This is a genomic window from Providencia rettgeri, from assembly GCF_013702265.1.
Taxonomy (GTDB): Bacteria; Pseudomonadota; Gammaproteobacteria; order Enterobacterales; family Enterobacteriaceae; genus Providencia; species Providencia zhijiangensis.
The window spans coordinates 2,669,424-2,687,259 of record NZ_CP059348.1 but is presented as its reverse complement, the minus strand read 5'-3'; the positions used below and the strand labels follow the sequence as shown (position 1 = coordinate 2,687,259).

Genomic DNA, 17,836 nt, shown 5'->3' with positions numbered 1-17,836 from the left:
TTTACCACGGAGTATTTATGTTATGAGACTCACTTCCAAAGGGCGTTACGCAGTAACTGCGATGCTAGATGTCGCGTTACACTCTCAGACTGGTCCAGTACCTTTAGCTGATATTTCTGAACGTCAGGGAATCTCCCTCTCTTATCTTGAGCAACTCTTCTCTCGTTTACGTAAAAACGATTTAGTTTCTAGTGTTCGCGGTCCCGGTGGCGGTTATCTGCTTGGGCGTGATGCAGACCAAATCTTTGTTGCTGAAGTAATTGCTGCGGTCGATGAATCCGTAGATGCAACCCGTTGTCAGGGTAATAAAGAAGGTTGTCAAAATGGCGACCGCTGCTTAACTCACGCATTATGGCGTGACCTAAGCGACAGAATCACCAGTTTCCTTAGCAGCATCAGCCTTGATGAGCTGGTTAAGAACCAAGAAGTTCTGGATGTTGCTGATAGGCAAGATAATGAAAAGCGTAAAACAATGCCGAACGGCATTACGCCAGAATCCATTATCAATGTTCGTGCCTAATATAAAATAGATTATAAATTGCAGTCGATCACCAAATGGTGAAAAAGCCCAGCCTATAGCGGCTTGCACCTTTGGGGTCATTAAAAAATTAAAGGCAAAGTTGTCTTGTCCTTTGGAGTATGTGAGCAATGAAATTACCGATTTATCTAGATTATTCAGCAACTACGCCTGTCGACCCGCGCGTTGCTGAAAAAATGATGCAATGTCTAACAATGGATGGGAATTTTGGTAACCCAGCATCTCGTTCACACCGTTTCGGCTGGCAAGCTGAAGAGGCGGTAGATATTGCTCGTAATCAAATCGCTGAATTAGTGAATGCGGATCCTCGTGAAATCGTCTTCACATCAGGTGCAACAGAATCTGATAACTTAGCTATCAAAGGTGCTGCCCAGTTCTATCAGAAAAAAGGCAAGCATGTCATCACTTGTAAAACAGAACATAAAGCCGTTCTGGATACATGCCGTCAATTAGAGCGTGAAGGTTTTGAAGTGACTTACTTAGCACCTCAAAGCAACGGCTTAATTGACCTGAAAGAGTTAGAAGCGGCAATGCGCGAAGACACCATTTTAGTGTCAATCATGCACGTGAATAACGAAATCGGTATTGTTCAGGACATCGCTACAATCGGCGAATTATGCCGTAGCCGTGGTATCGTATTCCACGTTGACGCCACCCAAAGCGTCGGTAAATTGCCTATCGACCTGTCTGCGTTAAAAGTTGACCTGATGTCATTCTCTGCACACAAACTGTACGGACCAATGGGTATCGGCGCACTGTATGTTCGTCGTAAACCACGTATCCGTTTGGAAGCGCAGCAACACGGTGGCGGCCATGAACGTGGTATGCGTTCAGGAACTTTACCTGTTCACCAAATCGTGGGCATGGGCGAAGCTTACCGTATCGCTAAAGAAGAAATGGCTCAAGAATCGGAACGTCTGCGCGGTTTACGCTTACGTTTATGGAACGGTATTAAAGATATCGAAGAAGTTTACCTTAACGGTGACTTAGAAAATGGTGCGCCGCACATTCTGAACGTCAGCTTCAACTATGTTGAAGGTGAATCATTAATGATGTCGCTGAAAGATTTAGCAGTTTCTTCGGGTTCTGCATGTACTTCTGCAAGCTTAGAACCTTCATACGTGCTGCGTGCATTAGGTATGAATGACGAACTGGCTCATAGCTCAATTCGCTTCTCTTTCGGTCGCTTTACGACTGAAGAAGAAATTGACTATGCAATTAAACAAATTCATGGTGCGATCGGCCACTTACGTGAGCTGTCTCCTTTATGGGATATGTTTAAAGCAGGCGTAGATCTCAACAGCATCGAATGGTCTCACCATTAATCAGACAGTTTCAGGAGTTTAAAAATGGCTTACAGCGAAAAAGTTATCGATCATTATGAAAATCCACGTAACGTCGGTTCATTTGATAACAATGATCCAAGCGTGGGTAGCGGTATGGTAGGTGCACCTGCTTGTGGTGACGTTATGAAGTTACAAATCAAGGTAAATGATGACGGTATCATCGAAGATGCACGCTTTAAAACCTATGGTTGCGGCTCTGCAATTGCATCAAGTTCACTGGTAACTGAGTGGATGAAGGGCAAAAGCTTAGACGAAGCTGAGTCAATCAAAAATACAGCGATCGCGGAAGAGTTAGAATTACCGCCAGTGAAAATTCACTGCTCAATTCTGGCTGAAGATGCAATCAAAGCTGCTATTGCTGATTACAAAAGCAAACGCCAAGGCAAATAATAGATAAATATCAGTAAGTAAGGGCTGTACCTTAGAGCATATAAACAACAAAAATAGACAGCCCACGACTGATAGTTAAACTCAAATTAATTAAAGATGTATTTATTATGCAACTTTAAATATAATGAGTTGTACCGATGATTTGAAGGCGGATGCTAATAATTTCTAGCATCTGCCTTGTTTGTTTCTAAAGTGAGGTTTGCAATGTCGATTTCTCTTACTGAAAGTGCAGCGCAACGAATTCAATCTTTTTTGAATAATCGTGGTAAAGGCGAAGGCTTGCGTTTGGGTGTAAGAACTTCAGGTTGCTCGGGAATGGCATACGTGCTTGAATTCGCTGATGTAATTAATGAAGAGGACACCGTTTTTGAAGACAAAGGTGTTAAAGTCATCGTCGATGGCAAAAGCATGGTTTATTTAGACGGCACTGAGCTGGATTTTGTAAAAGAAGGCTTAAACGAAGGGTTTAAATTTAATAACCCTAACGTTAACAGTGAATGCGGATGCGGTGAAAGTTTTCACGTATAATGTCTTCAAATGAGCATGACTTTGACCAATGTAACTAACGTGGCGTTAATGACCACATGATCTTTAGCTAAGCTTAGCTACATTGGTACCCGGTTCGAGAAACTGAGCACTTATGGATTACTTTACTCTTTTTGGGCTAACCCCTAATTACGCGATTGACAGTGAGCAACTCACACATCGCTTTCAAGAATTACAGCGACAATATCATCCCGATCGCTTTGCAACCTGTTCAGAACAGGAAAAAATGCAAGCACTCCAACATGCTGCAACTATCAATGCGGCATATCAATCCCTTCGTCATCCGCTGAAACGCGCGGAATATATGCTGTTATTACATGGTTTTGATATAAATAATGAACAACATACCATGCATGACACCGCATTCCTGATGGAGCAACTCGAATTACGCGAAGAGTTAGATAACATCGAAAATAGCCCGCAAGCCCTTGAACGGGTGTCTGCCTTTATGAAAAATGTCAAACAAATGCAGCAGACGCGCAGCGCCTTGATGGTTTCAGAACTCGATGCGATGCAGTGGGAAAAAGCCGCTGATACCGTCCGAAAATTGCGTTTTCTCGATAAGTTACAGCAACAAGCTGAGCAACTCGAAGAACGGTTACTAGACGACTTTTAAGAGAAAACGATTATGTCTTTATTACAGATTAGCGAACCAGGAATGACCGCCGCGCCGCACCAACGTAAATTGGCGGCCGGGATCGATCTTGGTACAACACACTCTTTGATTGCCACTGTTCGTAGTGGTGAAGCGGCGGCATTACCCGATGAACAAGGGCGCTATTTGCTTCCTTCTGTGGTGAATTATCAAGCAGATAACCGGATTGTGGGTTGGGAAGCGAAACAATTATCCGAACAAGATCCTGTCAATACCGTGATTTCAGTGAAACGTATGATGGGGCGTTCATTAGCTGATATTCAAAAACGTTACCCGGATTTACCTTATCAGTTAACAGCTAGCGAAAATGGTCTGCCATTTATTCAAACGGCGGCAGGGCAAGTGGATCCTATTCAAGTTTCTGCTGATATTTTAAAAACGTTGGCAAAACGTGCAGAGCAAACTCTCGGTGGTGAAATGGATGGCGTGGTGATCACGGTTCCAGCTTACTTCGACGATGCTCAGCGCCAAGGCACCAAAGATGCGGCTCGTTTGGCGGGTCTGCATGTTTTACGTTTACTGAATGAACCTACTGCGGCTGCGATTGCTTATGGTTTAGATTCCGGTCAAGAAGGGGTGATCGCCGTTTATGATTTAGGTGGCGGTACGTTTGATGTTTCGATTTTACGCCTGAGCCGCGGTGTCTTTGAAGTGTTGGCAACAGGTGGTGATACGGCGTTAGGTGGCGATGATTTCGACCACGTATTAGCGCAGTGGATTGCACAGCAAGCGGGGCTTTCCATTCAAGGGGATCACCATTTAACGCGCCAATTATTGAACATTGCCACTGAAACAAAAATCGCATTAAGTGACGCTGATTCCGCGACAATCACTCTGCCAAATTGGCAAGGTACGGTTAGCCGTGAAACGTTTGAATCACTGATTGAAACCCATATTAAACGCACATTAATGGCATGTCGCCGTGCCTTAAAAGATGCTGGCGTAGAAAATGACGATGTCTTAAATGTGGTGATGGTTGGCGGTTCGACTCGCGTACCATTAGTTCGTGAAAAAGTGGGCGAGTTTTTTGGTCGAACACCATTAACCTCCATCGATCCAGATAAAGTCGTGGCTATCGGCGCTGCAATTCAAGCGGATATTTTAGTGGGGAATAAACCAGACAGCGACATGCTGCTCTTGGATGTGATCCCGCTATCATTAGGTTTGGAAACTATGGGCGGCTTGGTAGAAAAAGTCATTCCACGAAATACCACCATTCCTGTGGCTCGCGCACAAGAATTCACGACATTCAAAGATGGGCAAACCGCCATGAGCGTTCATGTTGTACAAGGTGAGCGTGAAATGGTTTCGGATTGTCGTTCATTAGCCCGCTTTACGCTGCGTGACATCCCGCCAATGGCGGCAGGTGGCGCACATATTCGTGTCACATTCCAAGTGGATGCCGATGGTTTGCTCAGCGTGAGCGCCATGGAAAAATCCACGGGTGTTGCCGCATCGATTCAAGTTAAGCCATCTTACGGTTTAACTGACACCGAAATTTCAACCATGATTAAAGATTCAATGACTAACGCGCAAGATGATTTAAATGCGCGCCGCCTAGCGGAGCAAAAAGTTGAAGCGGCAAGAGTGCTTGAAAGTTTAACGAGCGCATTAGAGCAAGATGCACATTTACTGACTCCAACCGAAGAGACAGAAATTGATAATGCGGTCAATGAGTTAATCCAAGCAGTAGAAGGCACAGACCCTACTGTTATTGAAAATGCAATTAAACAACTGGATAAGAAATCCCAAGAATTTGCCGCTCGCCGAATGGATGCATCTATTCGTCAGGCGCTGTCAGGCCATTCTGTGGATGAGATATAATTATGCCTAAAATCGTTTTTTTACCTCATAGTACGTTATGTCCGGAAGGTGCCGTAGTCGAAGCACAAGAGGGCGAATCTATTTTAGACGTAGCACTGCGCAATGGAATTGAAATCGACCATGCCTGCGAAAAATCCTGCGCATGCACAACCTGTCACTGTATCGTTCGTGAAGGCTTTGATTCTCTTGAAGAGAGCAGCGAACTGGAAGATGACATGCTAGATAAAGCATGGGGCCTCGAGCCAGAAAGCCGTCTAAGCTGTCAGGCACGTGTTACGGATGAAGACCTCGTTGTCGATCTTCCAAAATATACTATCAACCATGCTAGAGAATGAGTTAGCTATGAGTCTAAAATGGACAAACAGTCGTGAAATCGGTGAAGCGCTCTATGATGCTTACCCGGATACAGATCCAAAAACCGTGCGTTTCACGGATATGCACCAATGGATCTGTGACTTAGAAGACTTTGATGATGACCCACAAAAATCGAACGAGAAAATCCTCGAAGCTATTCTGTTAGTCTGGCTGGACGAGTACGAATAATTTTCGTGGATAAAAACCGGATAGCGCTGAATAGGTTGCATCCGGTTTTTTTTCGCCTGTAACAAACCGCATAAGAAAATAAAATGGTTCAAAAGAACCTATTAGTCTGATAGAAACTAAACTCAATAATATTGCTGTTTTTAGGGTATAGTTGGCGAATTAGCAAAGATTGATAGCAGAAACTGATAAGCTAAATTCAAGATCCCGCAATAATCAACTTAGTGGATAAAGTGAGAAAAATAATGACCAAACAAATTATGCCAGTCATGATTACATGCGAACCTGCAGCACCATGCTGGGGTGAAGGCGCTCTATTAAGTTCAAACGATAAAGGCATGACTATCCACCTTAAGCACCCGGGTAAACTGTGTGCTGTACAAAGTGCTGGTCGTAAGTTAGATAGCCAAGGTATTCGCAATGTTTCATTAACGGGTGAAGGTTGGGACTTAGAAAAAAGTTGGGCATTTTGGCAAGGTTTCCGTGCACCAAAAGGGGCGAGAACTATCGAATGGCCAGCACTGCAAGAAGCGGATCGCAAAGAATTAGAACAACGCATCAATACCATTGATTGGGTTCGCGATATTATCAATGCGCCAGCAGAAGAATTAGGCCCAGAGCAATTGGCTCAGCGTTCAATTGATTTACTGTGCAAAGTGGGCGCTCAAGATATCAGTTACCGCATTGTGAAAGGCGATGACTTATTAGAACAAGGTTATGCAGGTATCCATACTGTGGGTCGTGGGTCTAGCCGTCCTCCAGTATTGCTGGCATTGGATTACAACCCAGGTAAAGATGAGAAAGCCCCTGTGTTCGCCTGTTTAGTGGGTAAAGGTATTACCTTCGATTCAGGGGGTTATAGCATTAAGCCATCTGCTTCTATGAACTCAATGAAAGCAGATATGGGCGGTGCAGCAACATTAGTGGGTTCTTTAGCGCTGGCGATCACTCGTGGTTTAAACAAACGCGTAAAATTATTCCTGTGCATCGCAGACAACATGGTTAGCGGTAATGCCTTTAAATTAGGGGATATTATCCGTTATCGTAATGGTAAATCTGTTGAAATCATGAACACAGATGCGGAAGGGCGTTTAGTCTTAGCGGATGGTTTAATCGATGCAAGCAAAGAGAAACCAACGTTATTAATCGATGCGGCAACCTTAACAGGGGCTGCGAAAACAGCCGTGGGTAATGACTACCACTCCGTACTGAGCTTCGATGACAAACTCGTGGCAGAATTAATGTCAGCCTCAGATGAAGAGTTCGAATTATTCTGGCGCTTACCATTAGCGGAATTCCACCGTCAACAACTGCCTTCTGGCTTTGCTGATCTGAACAATATTGCAGCGCCTTCGCATACTGCGGGTGCAAGTACAGCGGCAGCCTTCCTGTCTCACTTTGTTGAAAACTACCGTCAAAACTGGGTACATATCGATTGTTCAGCAACTTACCGTAAATCACCAGTGAGTTTATGGGCAGAAGGGGCAACCGGTATTGGTGTGAGAACATTAGCCAACTTACTTCTCAAAAAATCAAAATAATTCGCGTTATAATGAAATCGCAGTGGTGCAGTCAATGCAGCCTGCGATTTTTTCTTTAACATGAATGGTTTTTGAATTTAGACGATATTATTTTTGGTTGTAGAGGATATTGAATGACGCAACAATCCCAAAACCTAACAACAGACTCGCAATCCGATGTGCAGTTTACTGAACTCACGGTGCCGGAAGGTTCTTCATTAAAATTAAGTGTTCTCGAACAAGAACCGGAAGAATTGACAGCGGCGCTCAGTGAGTTTTTTAAACAACATAAAATCGTACGACGCGCGTTTATTGTTTCGGTCCAAGAAGTGGAAGATGAACAATTTGATGATATTTTGATGATAGCGTTGGAATTTGTCCCAGGCGCAGAAAATATCGATGAAATTATTCAAGAAGCGGGTGCAACGGCGTGCGAATATATCGATGAGGATGAATCCATTGATTTTTGCATCGTTAATGAAGACGAAAAAGGGTTAAGCCACTTTATTACCCAGCACGTTGCGCCATTTTATCAACGCCGATTAGGCAGCTTCTTGCGCGACAGTATTCCCATCAAAAATACCTAATTCTCTCCTTATTCAAAATAAAGACCGGACTTCTCCGTGTCTTTATTTTTTCATGCTGTTTTTTCCGTTTTGTCTGATAGGTGTTGGTGTTACATTCTGTTAAATTATGTATTCAATTAATGCGCATACTTATTATTGCGGATTACACACTAAGCTCAATCATCGCAACGTATTTAAGTTCAAGGGTTTTCTTGGGCTTCATGAACATAATAAATTAACTTAATAAGGGATGGGGCGGTAATGAAACAACAATCAAGTTGGACTTCATTGGCGGGTCTAAAAACGAAAAAGCGTTATGTAGCATTAGCCTTAGCGTCCGTTATGGCATTAGCGGGCTGCGATAATACTGACGATACCACGAAAAAAGAGAGTAATGTCTCCACCTCGGCGGCAGAAACGAGTACTAAAACGGCACCCGTTGCAGAACAAAAACAGGCTGCACCTAAGCTTTCCAATGAAGAGTTAGTGAAGAAATATGCCGGGAAAGATCTGGAAATTTTGGATGCCTCAGAATTGCAGCTAGATGGTGCGAGCGCCATGGTCGTGACGTTCTCGGTGCCTTTACAACCGAATCAAAATTTTGGTCAGTATCTGAATTTGGTGGATGTAAAATCAGGCAAGCTGGATGGAGATTGGGAACTATCTGATAATCAGATGGAATTACGTTTCCGCCATTTACCGCCATCAAAAGAATTAAACCTTTCGGTTAATCCGGGAGTGAAAGCGGTCAACGAACGCACCATTAACAACAGCTTTGAGAAGAAATTCCAGACGGCACAAATTATTCCAACCGTTGGCTTCGCAAGTAAAGGCTCTTTGCTACCAAGCAAAGTTGCACAAGGCTTGCCAGTGATTGCGCTGAACGTGGATAAAATCGACGTGAATTTTTTCCGCGTCGATGAAAAGCAATTACCGCAATTCCTCGCGATGTGGCAATACCGCAGTAACTATGAATATTGGTATTCCGATGAATTCCTCGACAAAGTCGAATTAGCCTACACAGGGCGTTTCGATTTAAACCCAGATAAAAATACCCGCCAATCCATTCTGTTGCCATTAAAAGATATCAAAGAGCTGCAGCAAGATGGCGTTTATTTAGCGATCATGCAAAAAGCGGGTAGCTACAGTTATCAATTCCCTGCGACTGTATTCACACTCAGTGATATCGGCGTGTCATTACATAGCTACCATGATCGTGTGGATATTTTCACTCAATCATTAGCCAAAGGTTCGGCGATTAAAGGCGTTGAGCTGCGTATTTTGGATGAGAAAGGCCAATTAGTCACCAAAGGCACCACGGATGGTGACGGTCATGCCCAGTTAGACAAACTGGCTGGCGGCAAATTATTACTGGCAACCCACGAAGGGCAAACCAGTATGATTGACCTGACTCAGCCAGCATTAGACCTGTCTGAGTTTGATATTTCAGGCCCTTCAGGCTATGCAAAACAGTTCTTTGTATTCGGCCCTCGTGATTTATATCGTCCGGGCGAATTACTGCTAGTGAATGGTTTATTGCGTGATGGTGATGGCCAGCCAGTGAAATCTCAGCCGGTCAAAGTGGATGTCTTAAAGACCGATGGTCAAGTCTACAAGAGCTTTGTATGGCAAGGGGATGAGAAACAAGATGGCCTGTACCAGTATCAGCTAGAGATCCCGAAAAATGCTGAAACGGGTGGCTGGTCACTGCGTTTTGATTTAGGTGATGGTTCACCACAACGTTATTACAAATTTAATGTTGAAGATTTTATGCCAGAGCGCATGGCGCTGGATATTACAGGCAGTGAGAAGCCGGTATTAAGTTCGCAGCCCGTTGACTTTGACATTAAAGGTCGTTACCTCTACGGCGCCCCAGCAGCGGATAATCAGTTGCAAGGGCAAGTGTTGCTGAAAGCTAATCGTGAAGCGGTTGCGAAATTGCCGGGCTTTGAATTCGGTGCGACGAATGAAGAAGGCTTACCGCGTAAACTGGATGAGTTTGATTTAACCTTAGATGGTAGCGGTGAAACCGTGATCTCCTTGCCGCAAAGCAACTGGGAATCAACACGCTCTCCGATTACGGCAGTTCTGCAAGCTAGCTTATTAGAGGCAGGTGGTCGCCCAGTGACTCGCCGTGCTGAGCAAGCGATTTGGCCAGCGAAAAAGCTGGTGGGTATTCGTCCTCTCTTTGAGAAAAAAGAGATCTACGATTACCGTACAGACCGCTACGCGAAGCGTTATAACGTCGATGAAAATTCATTAGCTGAGTTTGAAATTGTCATGTCAGATATGGCAGGGCATAAACTGGCCGCAGAAAACCTGACGGCGCGTTTAGTGTACGAACGTCGCGATTACTACTGGAGCTGGTCAGAAAGCGGTGGTTGGGTTTCTAACTACGATCAGAAAGATTTAGTGGTGGCGAATGAAAATATTTCTATCGCCAAAGATGGCACCGCGAAGATCTCGTTCCCAGTGGATTGGGGTTCATTCCGTTTAGAAATTACCAACCCTGAAAATGAGTTAGTCAGTAGCATTCAATTCTGGGCAGGCTTCTCTTGGCAAGATAATACCGGAGGCAGCGGTTCCGTTCGCCCTGACCAAGTGAAATTAAGCTTGAACAAGCCAGCATACTTACCGGGTGAAAAAGCTAAAGTCCGCATCGAAGCGCCAAAAGCAGGTAAAGGTTACATTCTGCTTGAATCGAGCAGTGCACCATTATGGTGGCAGGAAATTGATGTCCCAGCGGGTGGGTTAGATGTGGAAGTGCCAGTGAATAAAGAGTGGGCGCGCCATGATTTATATATCTCTGCGGTGGTTGTTCGTCCTGGAGATGACTCCAAAGAGGCGACTGTTAAACGCGCTGTTGGGGTATTACATCTGCCGCTAGCTGATGAAAATCGTAAGATTTCATTGGCGCTGAATGCACCAACAAAAATGCGTCCAAATGAAGATCTGAAAGTGAAGATCAAAGCCACTGCTCAAGATGGCAAGCCACTGCCAGAAAAAGTGAACGTATTGCTGTCTGCGGTCGATACGGGCGTCCTGAATATCACTGATTTCAAAACACCAGATCCATACGATGCTTTCTTTGGGCGTAAACGCTACAGCGTTGACCAATATGATGTGTATGGTCACTTAATTGAAGGTCAAGGTAAGTTAGCCAACCTGCGCTTTGGTGGTGATGGTGAAGATGCTGCTCTGGAACGTGGTGGTATGAAGCCTCTGACTGAGGTGCAAATCATTGCGGAACAAGCGCAACCAGTCATCTTAGACAAAAATGGCGAAGGCGAAATTACGCTGGCAATCCCTGATTTTAATGGGGAATTACGCTTAATGGCGCAGGCATGGAACCAAAAAGATTTTGGTCATGCAGACAGTAAGGTTGTTGTTGCGGCACCATTAGTGACGCAAATGTCGATGCCTCGCTTTATGGCGAGTGGCGATAAATCTTACTTCGCGTTAGATCTTACCAACATGACCGACAACACGCAGAATGTGACAGTCACATTTAAATCGTCGGGTATGGTGAAATTAGACGGCGCACCAACTCGTGATATCGAACTGACCAAAGGCAAACGTACTACAGTGACGCTGCCAGTCAGTGCCGATTATGGCTTTGGTGAAGGTGAAGTCTCCATGACCATCAACGGCGTAAAAGTCGAAGGGGAAGCGGAGAAAGAGTACAAAAACAGTTGGAAAGTGGGTGTACGCCCAGCACAACCGGCTGAAACTGTGGCATTTGCTACCGCGATTGAGCCGGGTGAAATTTGGTCATTACCAACCAATGATTTTGCTTATTTACAGCAAGATACTCTGGAAGGACAAGTTCTGTTAACGAGCCGTCCACCACTGCAAATTTCACGTTATATTCGTGAACTGTTTGCGTATCCATACGGCTGTTTAGAGCAAACCGTGAGCGGGCTGTATCCGTCACTGTTCTCTACACAAGCTGAACTGCAAAAGCTGGGTATTAATTCACAAACTGACGCAGACCGCCATAAAGCGATTGAGTTAGGGATCCCACACTTACTGAGTATGCAGCGTGATGACGGTAGCTTCTCTCTATGGGATAAAATGGGGCGTGAAGAGTATTGGTTAACCGCGTATGCGACGGATTTCTTAAACAAAGCGAATCAGCGTGGTTTCTCGGTACCGCAAAGTGCATTGAATAACGCTAACGCACGCCTGTTAAGTTATCTGCAAGATGGTAGCCAAGTGAGTTATCCGTACACGGATCAGCCAGACGCATCCCGTTTTGCGATCCAAGCCTATGCGGGCTTAGTGTTAGCAACTCAGCAAAAAGCGCCATTAGGAGCACTGCGTCAAATCTATGGTCAAGCTAACAATGCGACCAGCGGTTTAGCGTTAGTTCAACTGGGTGTGGCATTAAACCTGATGGGTGATAAAGCGCGTGGTGAAAGTGCCATTATTGATGGTATGAAGAAACAGAGCGCACGTTATAGCAGCATTGGTGATTACGGCTCAGCGATTCGTGATGATGCGATGATCGTGGCATTACTGAATGAATATAACTTAATGCCAAAATCCCGTGACCAAAAACTGCAAACGCTGTCTAACAACCTGACTTCGCAGAAGTATTTCTCAACTCAAGAGAGCAATGCCCTGTACTTAGCGGGTCGTTTCTATGCCAATGAGACAGAAACACCATGGAAAGCGCTAGTAAATGGTCAAGAGCCACCATTAGTTTCAGAGAAACCAGTGAGTGAGTTCTTAACGAAACAACAGCTAGTAAATGGTTATAGTGTTGAAAACAGCGGTACCAGCACACTGTATACTCGCTTGAATGTTGTCGGTTATCCGATGCGTTCACCGAAGCCATACTCAAATGTGCTGGATATCAAACGCAGTTACTACGATATGAAAGGCAACCGTATTTCAATCGATAGATTAAGAAGCGGCGAAATGGTGGTGGTGAAGTTGGAAGTGAATGCCAACCAAACTGTCCCTGATGCACTGGTGGTGGATTTATTACCTGCGGGCTTAGAGTTGGAAAACCAAAACTTAGCCAATAGCAGCGCGAACCTCAGTGAATCTGCGCCAAATCTACAAGAGATGATTGATGATATGCAGCAGTCGCAAATTCGTCACATGGAATACCGTGATGACCGTTTTGTTGCGGCAGTAGAAGTTCAACAATATCGTCCAACTACACTGGTTTACTTAGCTCGCGCGGTAACGCCGGGTGTATATAACAAACCAGTACCACAGGTGGAATCCATGTATGTGCCAGAGTGGCGTGCAACGGGTTACTCCGATGGTCAGTTGGAAGTGGTTCGTTAATTAATATTAAATTAGAGAATCATTGAACTAGATGAAGATAAAGAGGGAAGCGTGTGTTTCCCTCTTTTTTTAGTATCATAAAAACAAATAATAACTCTCGGTATATTGACGAATGAAGAGATGGCTACGTCGCATTGGGTGGACGCTACTGGTTTTGGTCGTGGTATTGCCACTGGCCTTTTTAGCCGCAGATAAAATTTGGCCGCTGCCAATCAAGCAAATTGAGATGGCACGCACGGTCGTCGCGGGGGATGGGACTCCGTTATGGCGCTTTGCCGATAAAGAAGGAATTTGGCGTTTCCCCGTTAAATTGGATGAGGTCTCGCCAGAATATATTGACGCGTTATTAACCTATGAAGATCGCCATTTTTACCAGCATCCGGGGGTTAACCCATTTTCATTAATGCGTGCTGCTGGGCAGTTAGTGAGCTCTGGGCGCATTGTCTCTGGGGGCAGCACCATCTCAATGCAGGTGGCAAGGCTGATTGACCCACATGAGCGTACGTTTGGCGGAAAACTCAAACAGTTATGGCGTACCGCACAGTTGGAATATCACTATTCCAAAGATGAAATCCTCGAAATGTATCTTAACCGTGCGCCTTATGGGGGCACGATTGAGGGTATTGGGGCGGCTAGCTGGGTTTATTTGAATAAATCTCCTGCAAAATTGACGGCAAGTGAAGCGGCATTGTTTGCGGTTTTACCCCAAGCGCCAAGTCGTTTAAGACCTGATAGATACCCAGAACGGGCGCAAGCAGCACGAGATAAGGTACTCGACAGATTGGCTGAATACCAAGTTTGGAGTACTGAAAAAGTCAATGAAATTAAGCAAGAGCAAATCTGGCTTGCACCACGTAAAAATCCGCATTTAGCGCCATTACTGGCTCGCCGGATGATCAAAGATTCTCAAGAATCCATCGTGGAAACCACCATTGATGCTAGCCTGCAAAAGCAGCTCGAAGATATGGCGATGAACTGGAAAAACCAATTACCCAAGCAGACTTCTTTAGGATTGCTGGTGGTTGATCATACAGATATGAGCGTGAAAGCCTATATCGGATCGATTGATTTTCAGGATGATAGTCGCTTTGGTCACGTGGATATGATCAGTGCATGGCGCTCGCCCGGCTCAACACTCAAGCCATTTTTATATGCGCTGGCCATGGATGACGGCTTGATCCACGCCGAGTCACTGTTACAAGATGTGCCTCGTCGGTTTAATGATTATCGCCCCGGTAACTTTGATAGCGGCTTTAATGGCCCTGTTAGTGTAAGTGATGCGTTAGTGCGCTCATTAAACTTGCCTGTTGTGCAACTGCTGGATGTCTATGGCAGTAAGCGTTTTGCCGCTCAATTACGTAATGTGGGCACAGAACTGCGTTTCCCAGTTGGCGGAGAACCTAACTTGTCGTTGATCCTCGGGGGAACGGCGGCACGAATGGAAGACTTAGTATCAGCTTACAGTGCATTTGCTCGCCAAGGTGAAGTTTCTCCACTGCGTTATCGACCGACAGATGTGATCCGCGACCGCAAGTTGATGTCGCCGGGTGCCGCGTGGATTGTTCGCCGGATTATGGCAGGAGAAGCCCGTCCAGTCCCTGATGCTAACTTATCGGGACAGCCAAATCTTGCATGGAAAACAGGTACCAGCTACGGCTACCGCGATGCTTGGGCGATTGGTGTAAACCCTCGTTATACTATCGGCGTTTGGGTTGGTCGCCCTGATGCGACACCTGTTGCAGGGCAGCTCGGCTATGCCACAGCGATCCCAATTATGAACCAAGTGAATAACATGCTGCTGACGCGAATTTATCAATCTCGCGAAGTGCTTCCTAAAGATTCAAGGCCAGCAAGTGTTAGCCAAGCCGTGATCTGCTGGCCGGGGGGAACCTCATTACTGAAAGAAGATAGTAATTGTCGCCAGCGCCGTTTGAGCTGGATTTTAGACAATACGATCCCACCAACACTCATGGCTCGGGATCAAGAATCCTCTCTTGGACTCAGGCAAAAAGTATGGGTGAATGAGCAGGGGCTACAAGTTGCGCCAGATTGCCCAAATGCCCAAGAAAAAGAGATCCATTTATGGCCGATTACCGTAGAGTCATGGCTGCCTGCAAGTGAAAAACGGGTAAATCGACTGCCTAAGCCGGATACAGCTTGTCCGCCGTTAAATCTTGAAATGCCGCCACTCTTAATTTCAGGGATCCGCGAAGGGGAGGTTCTCCAGCGCTTACCTGGAAAAACCAGTTTAGACCTGCGTTTACTCACGCAAGGTGGACAAGGGCAAAAATGGTGGTTTTTAAACGGTGAGCAAGTGAACAATACAGAGCAAAATGGGGCAATTTTGCTGACGCTCGAAAAAAGTGGAAACTACCAAATATCGGTCTTAGATATGAGCGGACAGGTTACAGCTATCAACTTTAAGGTAAAGTAATAGCATAAAACGATGACTTAATTAAAAATCTAGAATTTTTTGCTATAAAAAGATTAACAAAATGTTGATGTGACTGTAGGAAATTGTAATCCAAGCCCCTATAATCAACGCCCTATTTTTCTGCTTCCTAACATCAGGAATAGAAACAATATAAAAAACTACAACAGGCACATATTCTTGGTTCTTCATATGCCACTCTTGAAATCCTAGTGGAAACATTGGGTTAAATAAGAGAAACAAAGCAGAGAATAAAGAGTAAAAGTCAAGTCAATCGCTAAGAGGTTATTTATGGCTGTTCAACGTACATTTTCTATCATCAAACCAAACGCAGTTAAGAAAAACGTAATCGGTGCAATTTACAACCGTTTTGAAAGCGCAGGCTTCAAAATCGTTGCGGCTAAAATGATGCACCTGACTCGTGAACAAGCTGAAGGCTTCTACGCTGAGCACAAAGGTCGTCCTTTCTTTGATGGTCTGGTTGAATTCATGACTTCTGGTCCAATCATGTTACAAGTGTTAGAAGGCGAAAACGCAATCCAACGTCACCGTGACCTGATGGGCGCAACTAACCCAGACAACGCATTAGCAGGTACTTTACGTGCTGATTATGCAGACAGCTTCACTGAAAACGCAACTCACGGTTCAGATTCAGAAGAGTCTGCTGCACGTGAAATCGCCTATTTCTTCGCTGCTGACGAAATCTGCCCACGCTAAGGCGTTCTCAATAATGCATTAGCATTATTGTTATAATATTTGTACAATATGTCGCCCTGTTAATCATCGCGTTAACAGGGTGATTTATTTTTTAGTCTTCCCGACTAATCGCAATCCCAATTTACGTCGTGCTTTTCGCACTGCCGAAAGTGTAATAACGAGGCAAACTCAATGTCTGATATGACTACCAATGCACAATGTGCAACTCCTTCTGCTGTATCTGCTATGCCAGAAAAAAATGGGCAGCTAGAAAAAAGCGGTCAAAAAATTAACCTGCTAGATTTAAACCGCAAGCAGATGCGCGAATTTTTTGCTGAGCTCGGCGAAAAACCGTTCCGTGCAGACCAAGTGATGAAGTGGATTTACCACTATTGCTACGATGATTTCGAGCAAATGACTGATATCAACAAGGTGCTGCGCGCGAAATTAACAGAAGTCGCTGAGATCCGAGCACCTGAAGTTGCTGATGAACAACGTTCATCCGATGGCACGATTAAGTGGGCTATCAAAGTTGGCGATCAACTGGTTGAAACGGTGTATATCCCTGAAGCTGATCGCGCAACACTGTGTGTCTCTTCTCAAGTTGGCTGTGCACTGGAATGTAAATTCTGTTCTACCGCGCAGCAAGGTTTTAACCGTAACTTACGTGTTTCCGAAATCATCGGGCAAGTTTGGCGTGCGGCTAAAATCATCGGTTCGCTGAAATCTAGCGGTCGCCGTCCTATCACCAACGTGGTGATGATGGGGATGGGAGAGCCGTTATTGAACTTAAATAACGTGGTTCCTGCGATGGAGATCATGTTAGATGATTTTGGTTTCGGTCTGTCAAAACGCCGCGTGACCATTTCCACTTCAGGTGTTGTTCCTGCACTGGATAAGTTAGGCGATATGATTGATGTCGCGCTGGCCATTTCTCTGCACGCACCAACGGATGATGTGCGTGATGATATCGTACCAATCAATAAGAAATATAATATCGAAACATTCTTAGCTAGCGTGAATCGTTATTTAACGAAATCCAATGCCAATGCGGGACGTGTCACGGTTGAATATGTGATGCTTGATCATATTAACGATAGCGTTGAGCAAGCTCACCAACTTGCGGAATGTTTGAAAAACACACCAAGCAAAATCAACTTGATCCCATGGAACCCGTTCCCAGGAGCGCCATATGGTCGTAGCTCCAACAGCCGTATTGATCGTTTCTCTAAGGTATTGATGGAGTACGGTTTTACGACTATAGTTCGCAAGACTCGTGGTGATGATATTGATGCTGCATGTGGGCAACTGGCAGGGGATGTTATTGATAGAACGAAACGTACCTTGAAAAAACGCCTTGCTGGGGAACCTATCCAGGTAAAATCAGTCTGATATATAGATAATATCTAATCAGTGAGTTAGGTTATAATTCGGGGCGTTTTATGGTTAGGCAAAACGCCCTGGTTCGCCTACAATAGTTAAA

Annotated in this window: 14 protein-coding genes; all 14 read left to right on the top strand. The window is 44.9% G+C overall.

The annotated features are described in order from the left end of the window. Positions 1-22: 22 nt before the first annotated feature. The 14 genes from iscR (at position 23) to H0913_RS12250 (ending at position 17,745) form a co-directional block, all read left to right on the top strand. Positions 23-520 carry a Fe-S cluster assembly transcriptional regulator IscR gene (gene iscR, locus H0913_RS12315; protein WP_036949477.1) on the top strand — a complete coding sequence of 166 codons (498 nt, stop codon included), beginning with the start codon at positions 23-25 and terminating at the stop codon, positions 518-520. Between the two features lie 128 nt (positions 521-648). After that, on the top strand, positions 649-1,863 hold the full coding sequence (locus H0913_RS12310) for an IscS subfamily cysteine desulfurase (RefSeq protein WP_132495564.1): 1,215 nt from the start codon (positions 649-651) through the stop codon (positions 1,861-1,863). Positions 1,864-1,887: 24 nt separating this feature from the next. Continuing rightward, on the top strand, positions 1,888-2,274 hold the full coding sequence (gene iscU, locus H0913_RS12305) for a Fe-S cluster assembly scaffold IscU (protein ID WP_036949481.1): 387 nt from the start codon (positions 1,888-1,890) through the stop codon (positions 2,272-2,274). 204 nt (positions 2,275-2,478) lie between these two features. Further along, positions 2,479-2,802 (top strand): iron-sulfur cluster assembly protein IscA, encoded by a 324-nt coding sequence (gene iscA / locus H0913_RS12300; RefSeq protein WP_036949483.1) that lies wholly within the window; start codon positions 2,479-2,481, stop codon positions 2,800-2,802. Positions 2,803-2,914: 112 nt separating this feature from the next. Further along, entirely contained in the window at positions 2,915-3,436 is a 522-nt protein-coding gene (gene hscB / locus H0913_RS12295; protein ID WP_036949485.1) for a co-chaperone HscB, read from the top strand. Positions 3,437-3,448: 12 nt separating this feature from the next. After that, positions 3,449-5,299 carry a Fe-S protein assembly chaperone HscA gene (hscA, locus tag H0913_RS12290; protein ID WP_154602671.1) on the top strand — a complete coding sequence of 617 codons (1,851 nt, stop codon included), beginning with the start codon at positions 3,449-3,451 and terminating at the stop codon, positions 5,297-5,299. Between the two features lie 2 nt (positions 5,300-5,301). Then, entirely contained in the window at positions 5,302-5,634 is a 333-nt protein-coding gene (gene fdx, locus H0913_RS12285) for an ISC system 2Fe-2S type ferredoxin (protein WP_154639222.1), read from the top strand. Positions 5,635-5,641: 7 nt separating this feature from the next. Continuing rightward, on the top strand, positions 5,642-5,842 hold the full coding sequence (iscX, locus tag H0913_RS12280) for a Fe-S cluster assembly protein IscX (protein ID WP_154602672.1): 201 nt from the start codon (positions 5,642-5,644) through the stop codon (positions 5,840-5,842). Positions 5,843-6,084: 242 nt separating this feature from the next. Then, on the top strand, positions 6,085-7,380 hold the full coding sequence (pepB, locus tag H0913_RS12275) for an aminopeptidase PepB (RefSeq protein ID WP_154602673.1): 1,296 nt from the start codon (positions 6,085-6,087) through the stop codon (positions 7,378-7,380). Between the two features lie 113 nt (positions 7,381-7,493). Beyond that, positions 7,494-7,946 carry an enhanced serine sensitivity protein SseB C-terminal domain-containing protein gene (locus H0913_RS12270; RefSeq protein ID WP_181477336.1) on the top strand — a complete coding sequence of 151 codons (453 nt, stop codon included), beginning with the start codon at positions 7,494-7,496 and terminating at the stop codon, positions 7,944-7,946. A gap of 240 nt (positions 7,947-8,186) precedes the next feature. Next, positions 8,187-13,226, top strand: a complete 5,040-nt coding sequence (locus tag H0913_RS12265) for an alpha-2-macroglobulin family protein (protein WP_181477335.1) — start codon at positions 8,187-8,189, stop codon at positions 13,224-13,226. Positions 13,227-13,338: 112 nt separating this feature from the next. After that, positions 13,339-15,660: a peptidoglycan glycosyltransferase PbpC gene (gene pbpC, locus H0913_RS12260; protein WP_181477334.1), complete on the top strand. Its 2,322-nt coding sequence runs from the start codon at positions 13,339-13,341 to the stop codon at positions 15,658-15,660. Positions 15,661-15,948: 288 nt separating this feature from the next. Next, positions 15,949-16,374: a nucleoside-diphosphate kinase gene (ndk, locus tag H0913_RS12255; protein ID WP_006658631.1), complete on the top strand. Its 426-nt coding sequence runs from the start codon at positions 15,949-15,951 to the stop codon at positions 16,372-16,374. 225 nt (positions 16,375-16,599) lie between these two features. Next, entirely contained in the window at positions 16,600-17,745 is a 1,146-nt protein-coding gene (locus H0913_RS12250; protein WP_420720246.1) for a bifunctional tRNA (adenosine(37)-C2)-methyltransferase TrmG/ribosomal RNA large subunit methyltransferase RlmN, read from the top strand. Positions 17,746-17,836: the final 91 nt, after the last annotated feature.

Excerpts from the sequence above, each read along its gene's own strand:
- hscA (WP_154602671.1), top strand. The coding sequence starts at position 3,449 with ATGTCTTTATTACAGATTAGCGAACCAGGAATGACCGCCGCGCCGCAC.
- pbpC (WP_181477334.1), top strand. The coding sequence starts at position 13,339 with ATGAAGAGATGGCTACGTCGCATTGGGTGGACGCTACTGGTTTTGGTC.
- H0913_RS12265 (WP_181477335.1), top strand. The coding sequence starts at position 8,187 with ATGAAACAACAATCAAGTTGGACTTCATTGGCGGGTCTAAAAACGAAA.
- hscB (WP_036949485.1), top strand. The coding sequence starts at position 2,915 with ATGGATTACTTTACTCTTTTTGGGCTAACCCCTAATTACGCGATTGAC.
- H0913_RS12310 (WP_132495564.1), top strand. The coding sequence starts at position 649 with ATGAAATTACCGATTTATCTAGATTATTCAGCAACTACGCCTGTCGAC.
- pepB (WP_154602673.1), top strand. The coding sequence starts at position 6,085 with ATGACCAAACAAATTATGCCAGTCATGATTACATGCGAACCTGCAGCA.
- iscU (WP_036949481.1), top strand. The coding sequence starts at position 1,888 with ATGGCTTACAGCGAAAAAGTTATCGATCATTATGAAAATCCACGTAAC.
- ndk (WP_006658631.1), top strand. The coding sequence starts at position 15,949 with ATGGCTGTTCAACGTACATTTTCTATCATCAAACCAAACGCAGTTAAG.
- iscX (WP_154602672.1), top strand. The coding sequence starts at position 5,642 with ATGAGTCTAAAATGGACAAACAGTCGTGAAATCGGTGAAGCGCTCTAT.
- iscR (WP_036949477.1), top strand. The coding sequence starts at position 23 with ATGAGACTCACTTCCAAAGGGCGTTACGCAGTAACTGCGATGCTAGAT.
- fdx (WP_154639222.1), top strand. The coding sequence starts at position 5,302 with ATGCCTAAAATCGTTTTTTTACCTCATAGTACGTTATGTCCGGAAGGT.
- iscA (WP_036949483.1), top strand. The coding sequence starts at position 2,479 with ATGTCGATTTCTCTTACTGAAAGTGCAGCGCAACGAATTCAATCTTTT.
- H0913_RS12250 (WP_420720246.1), top strand. The coding sequence starts at position 16,600 with ATGCCAGAAAAAAATGGGCAGCTAGAAAAAAGCGGTCAAAAAATTAAC.
- H0913_RS12270 (WP_181477336.1), top strand. The coding sequence starts at position 7,494 with ATGACGCAACAATCCCAAAACCTAACAACAGACTCGCAATCCGATGTG.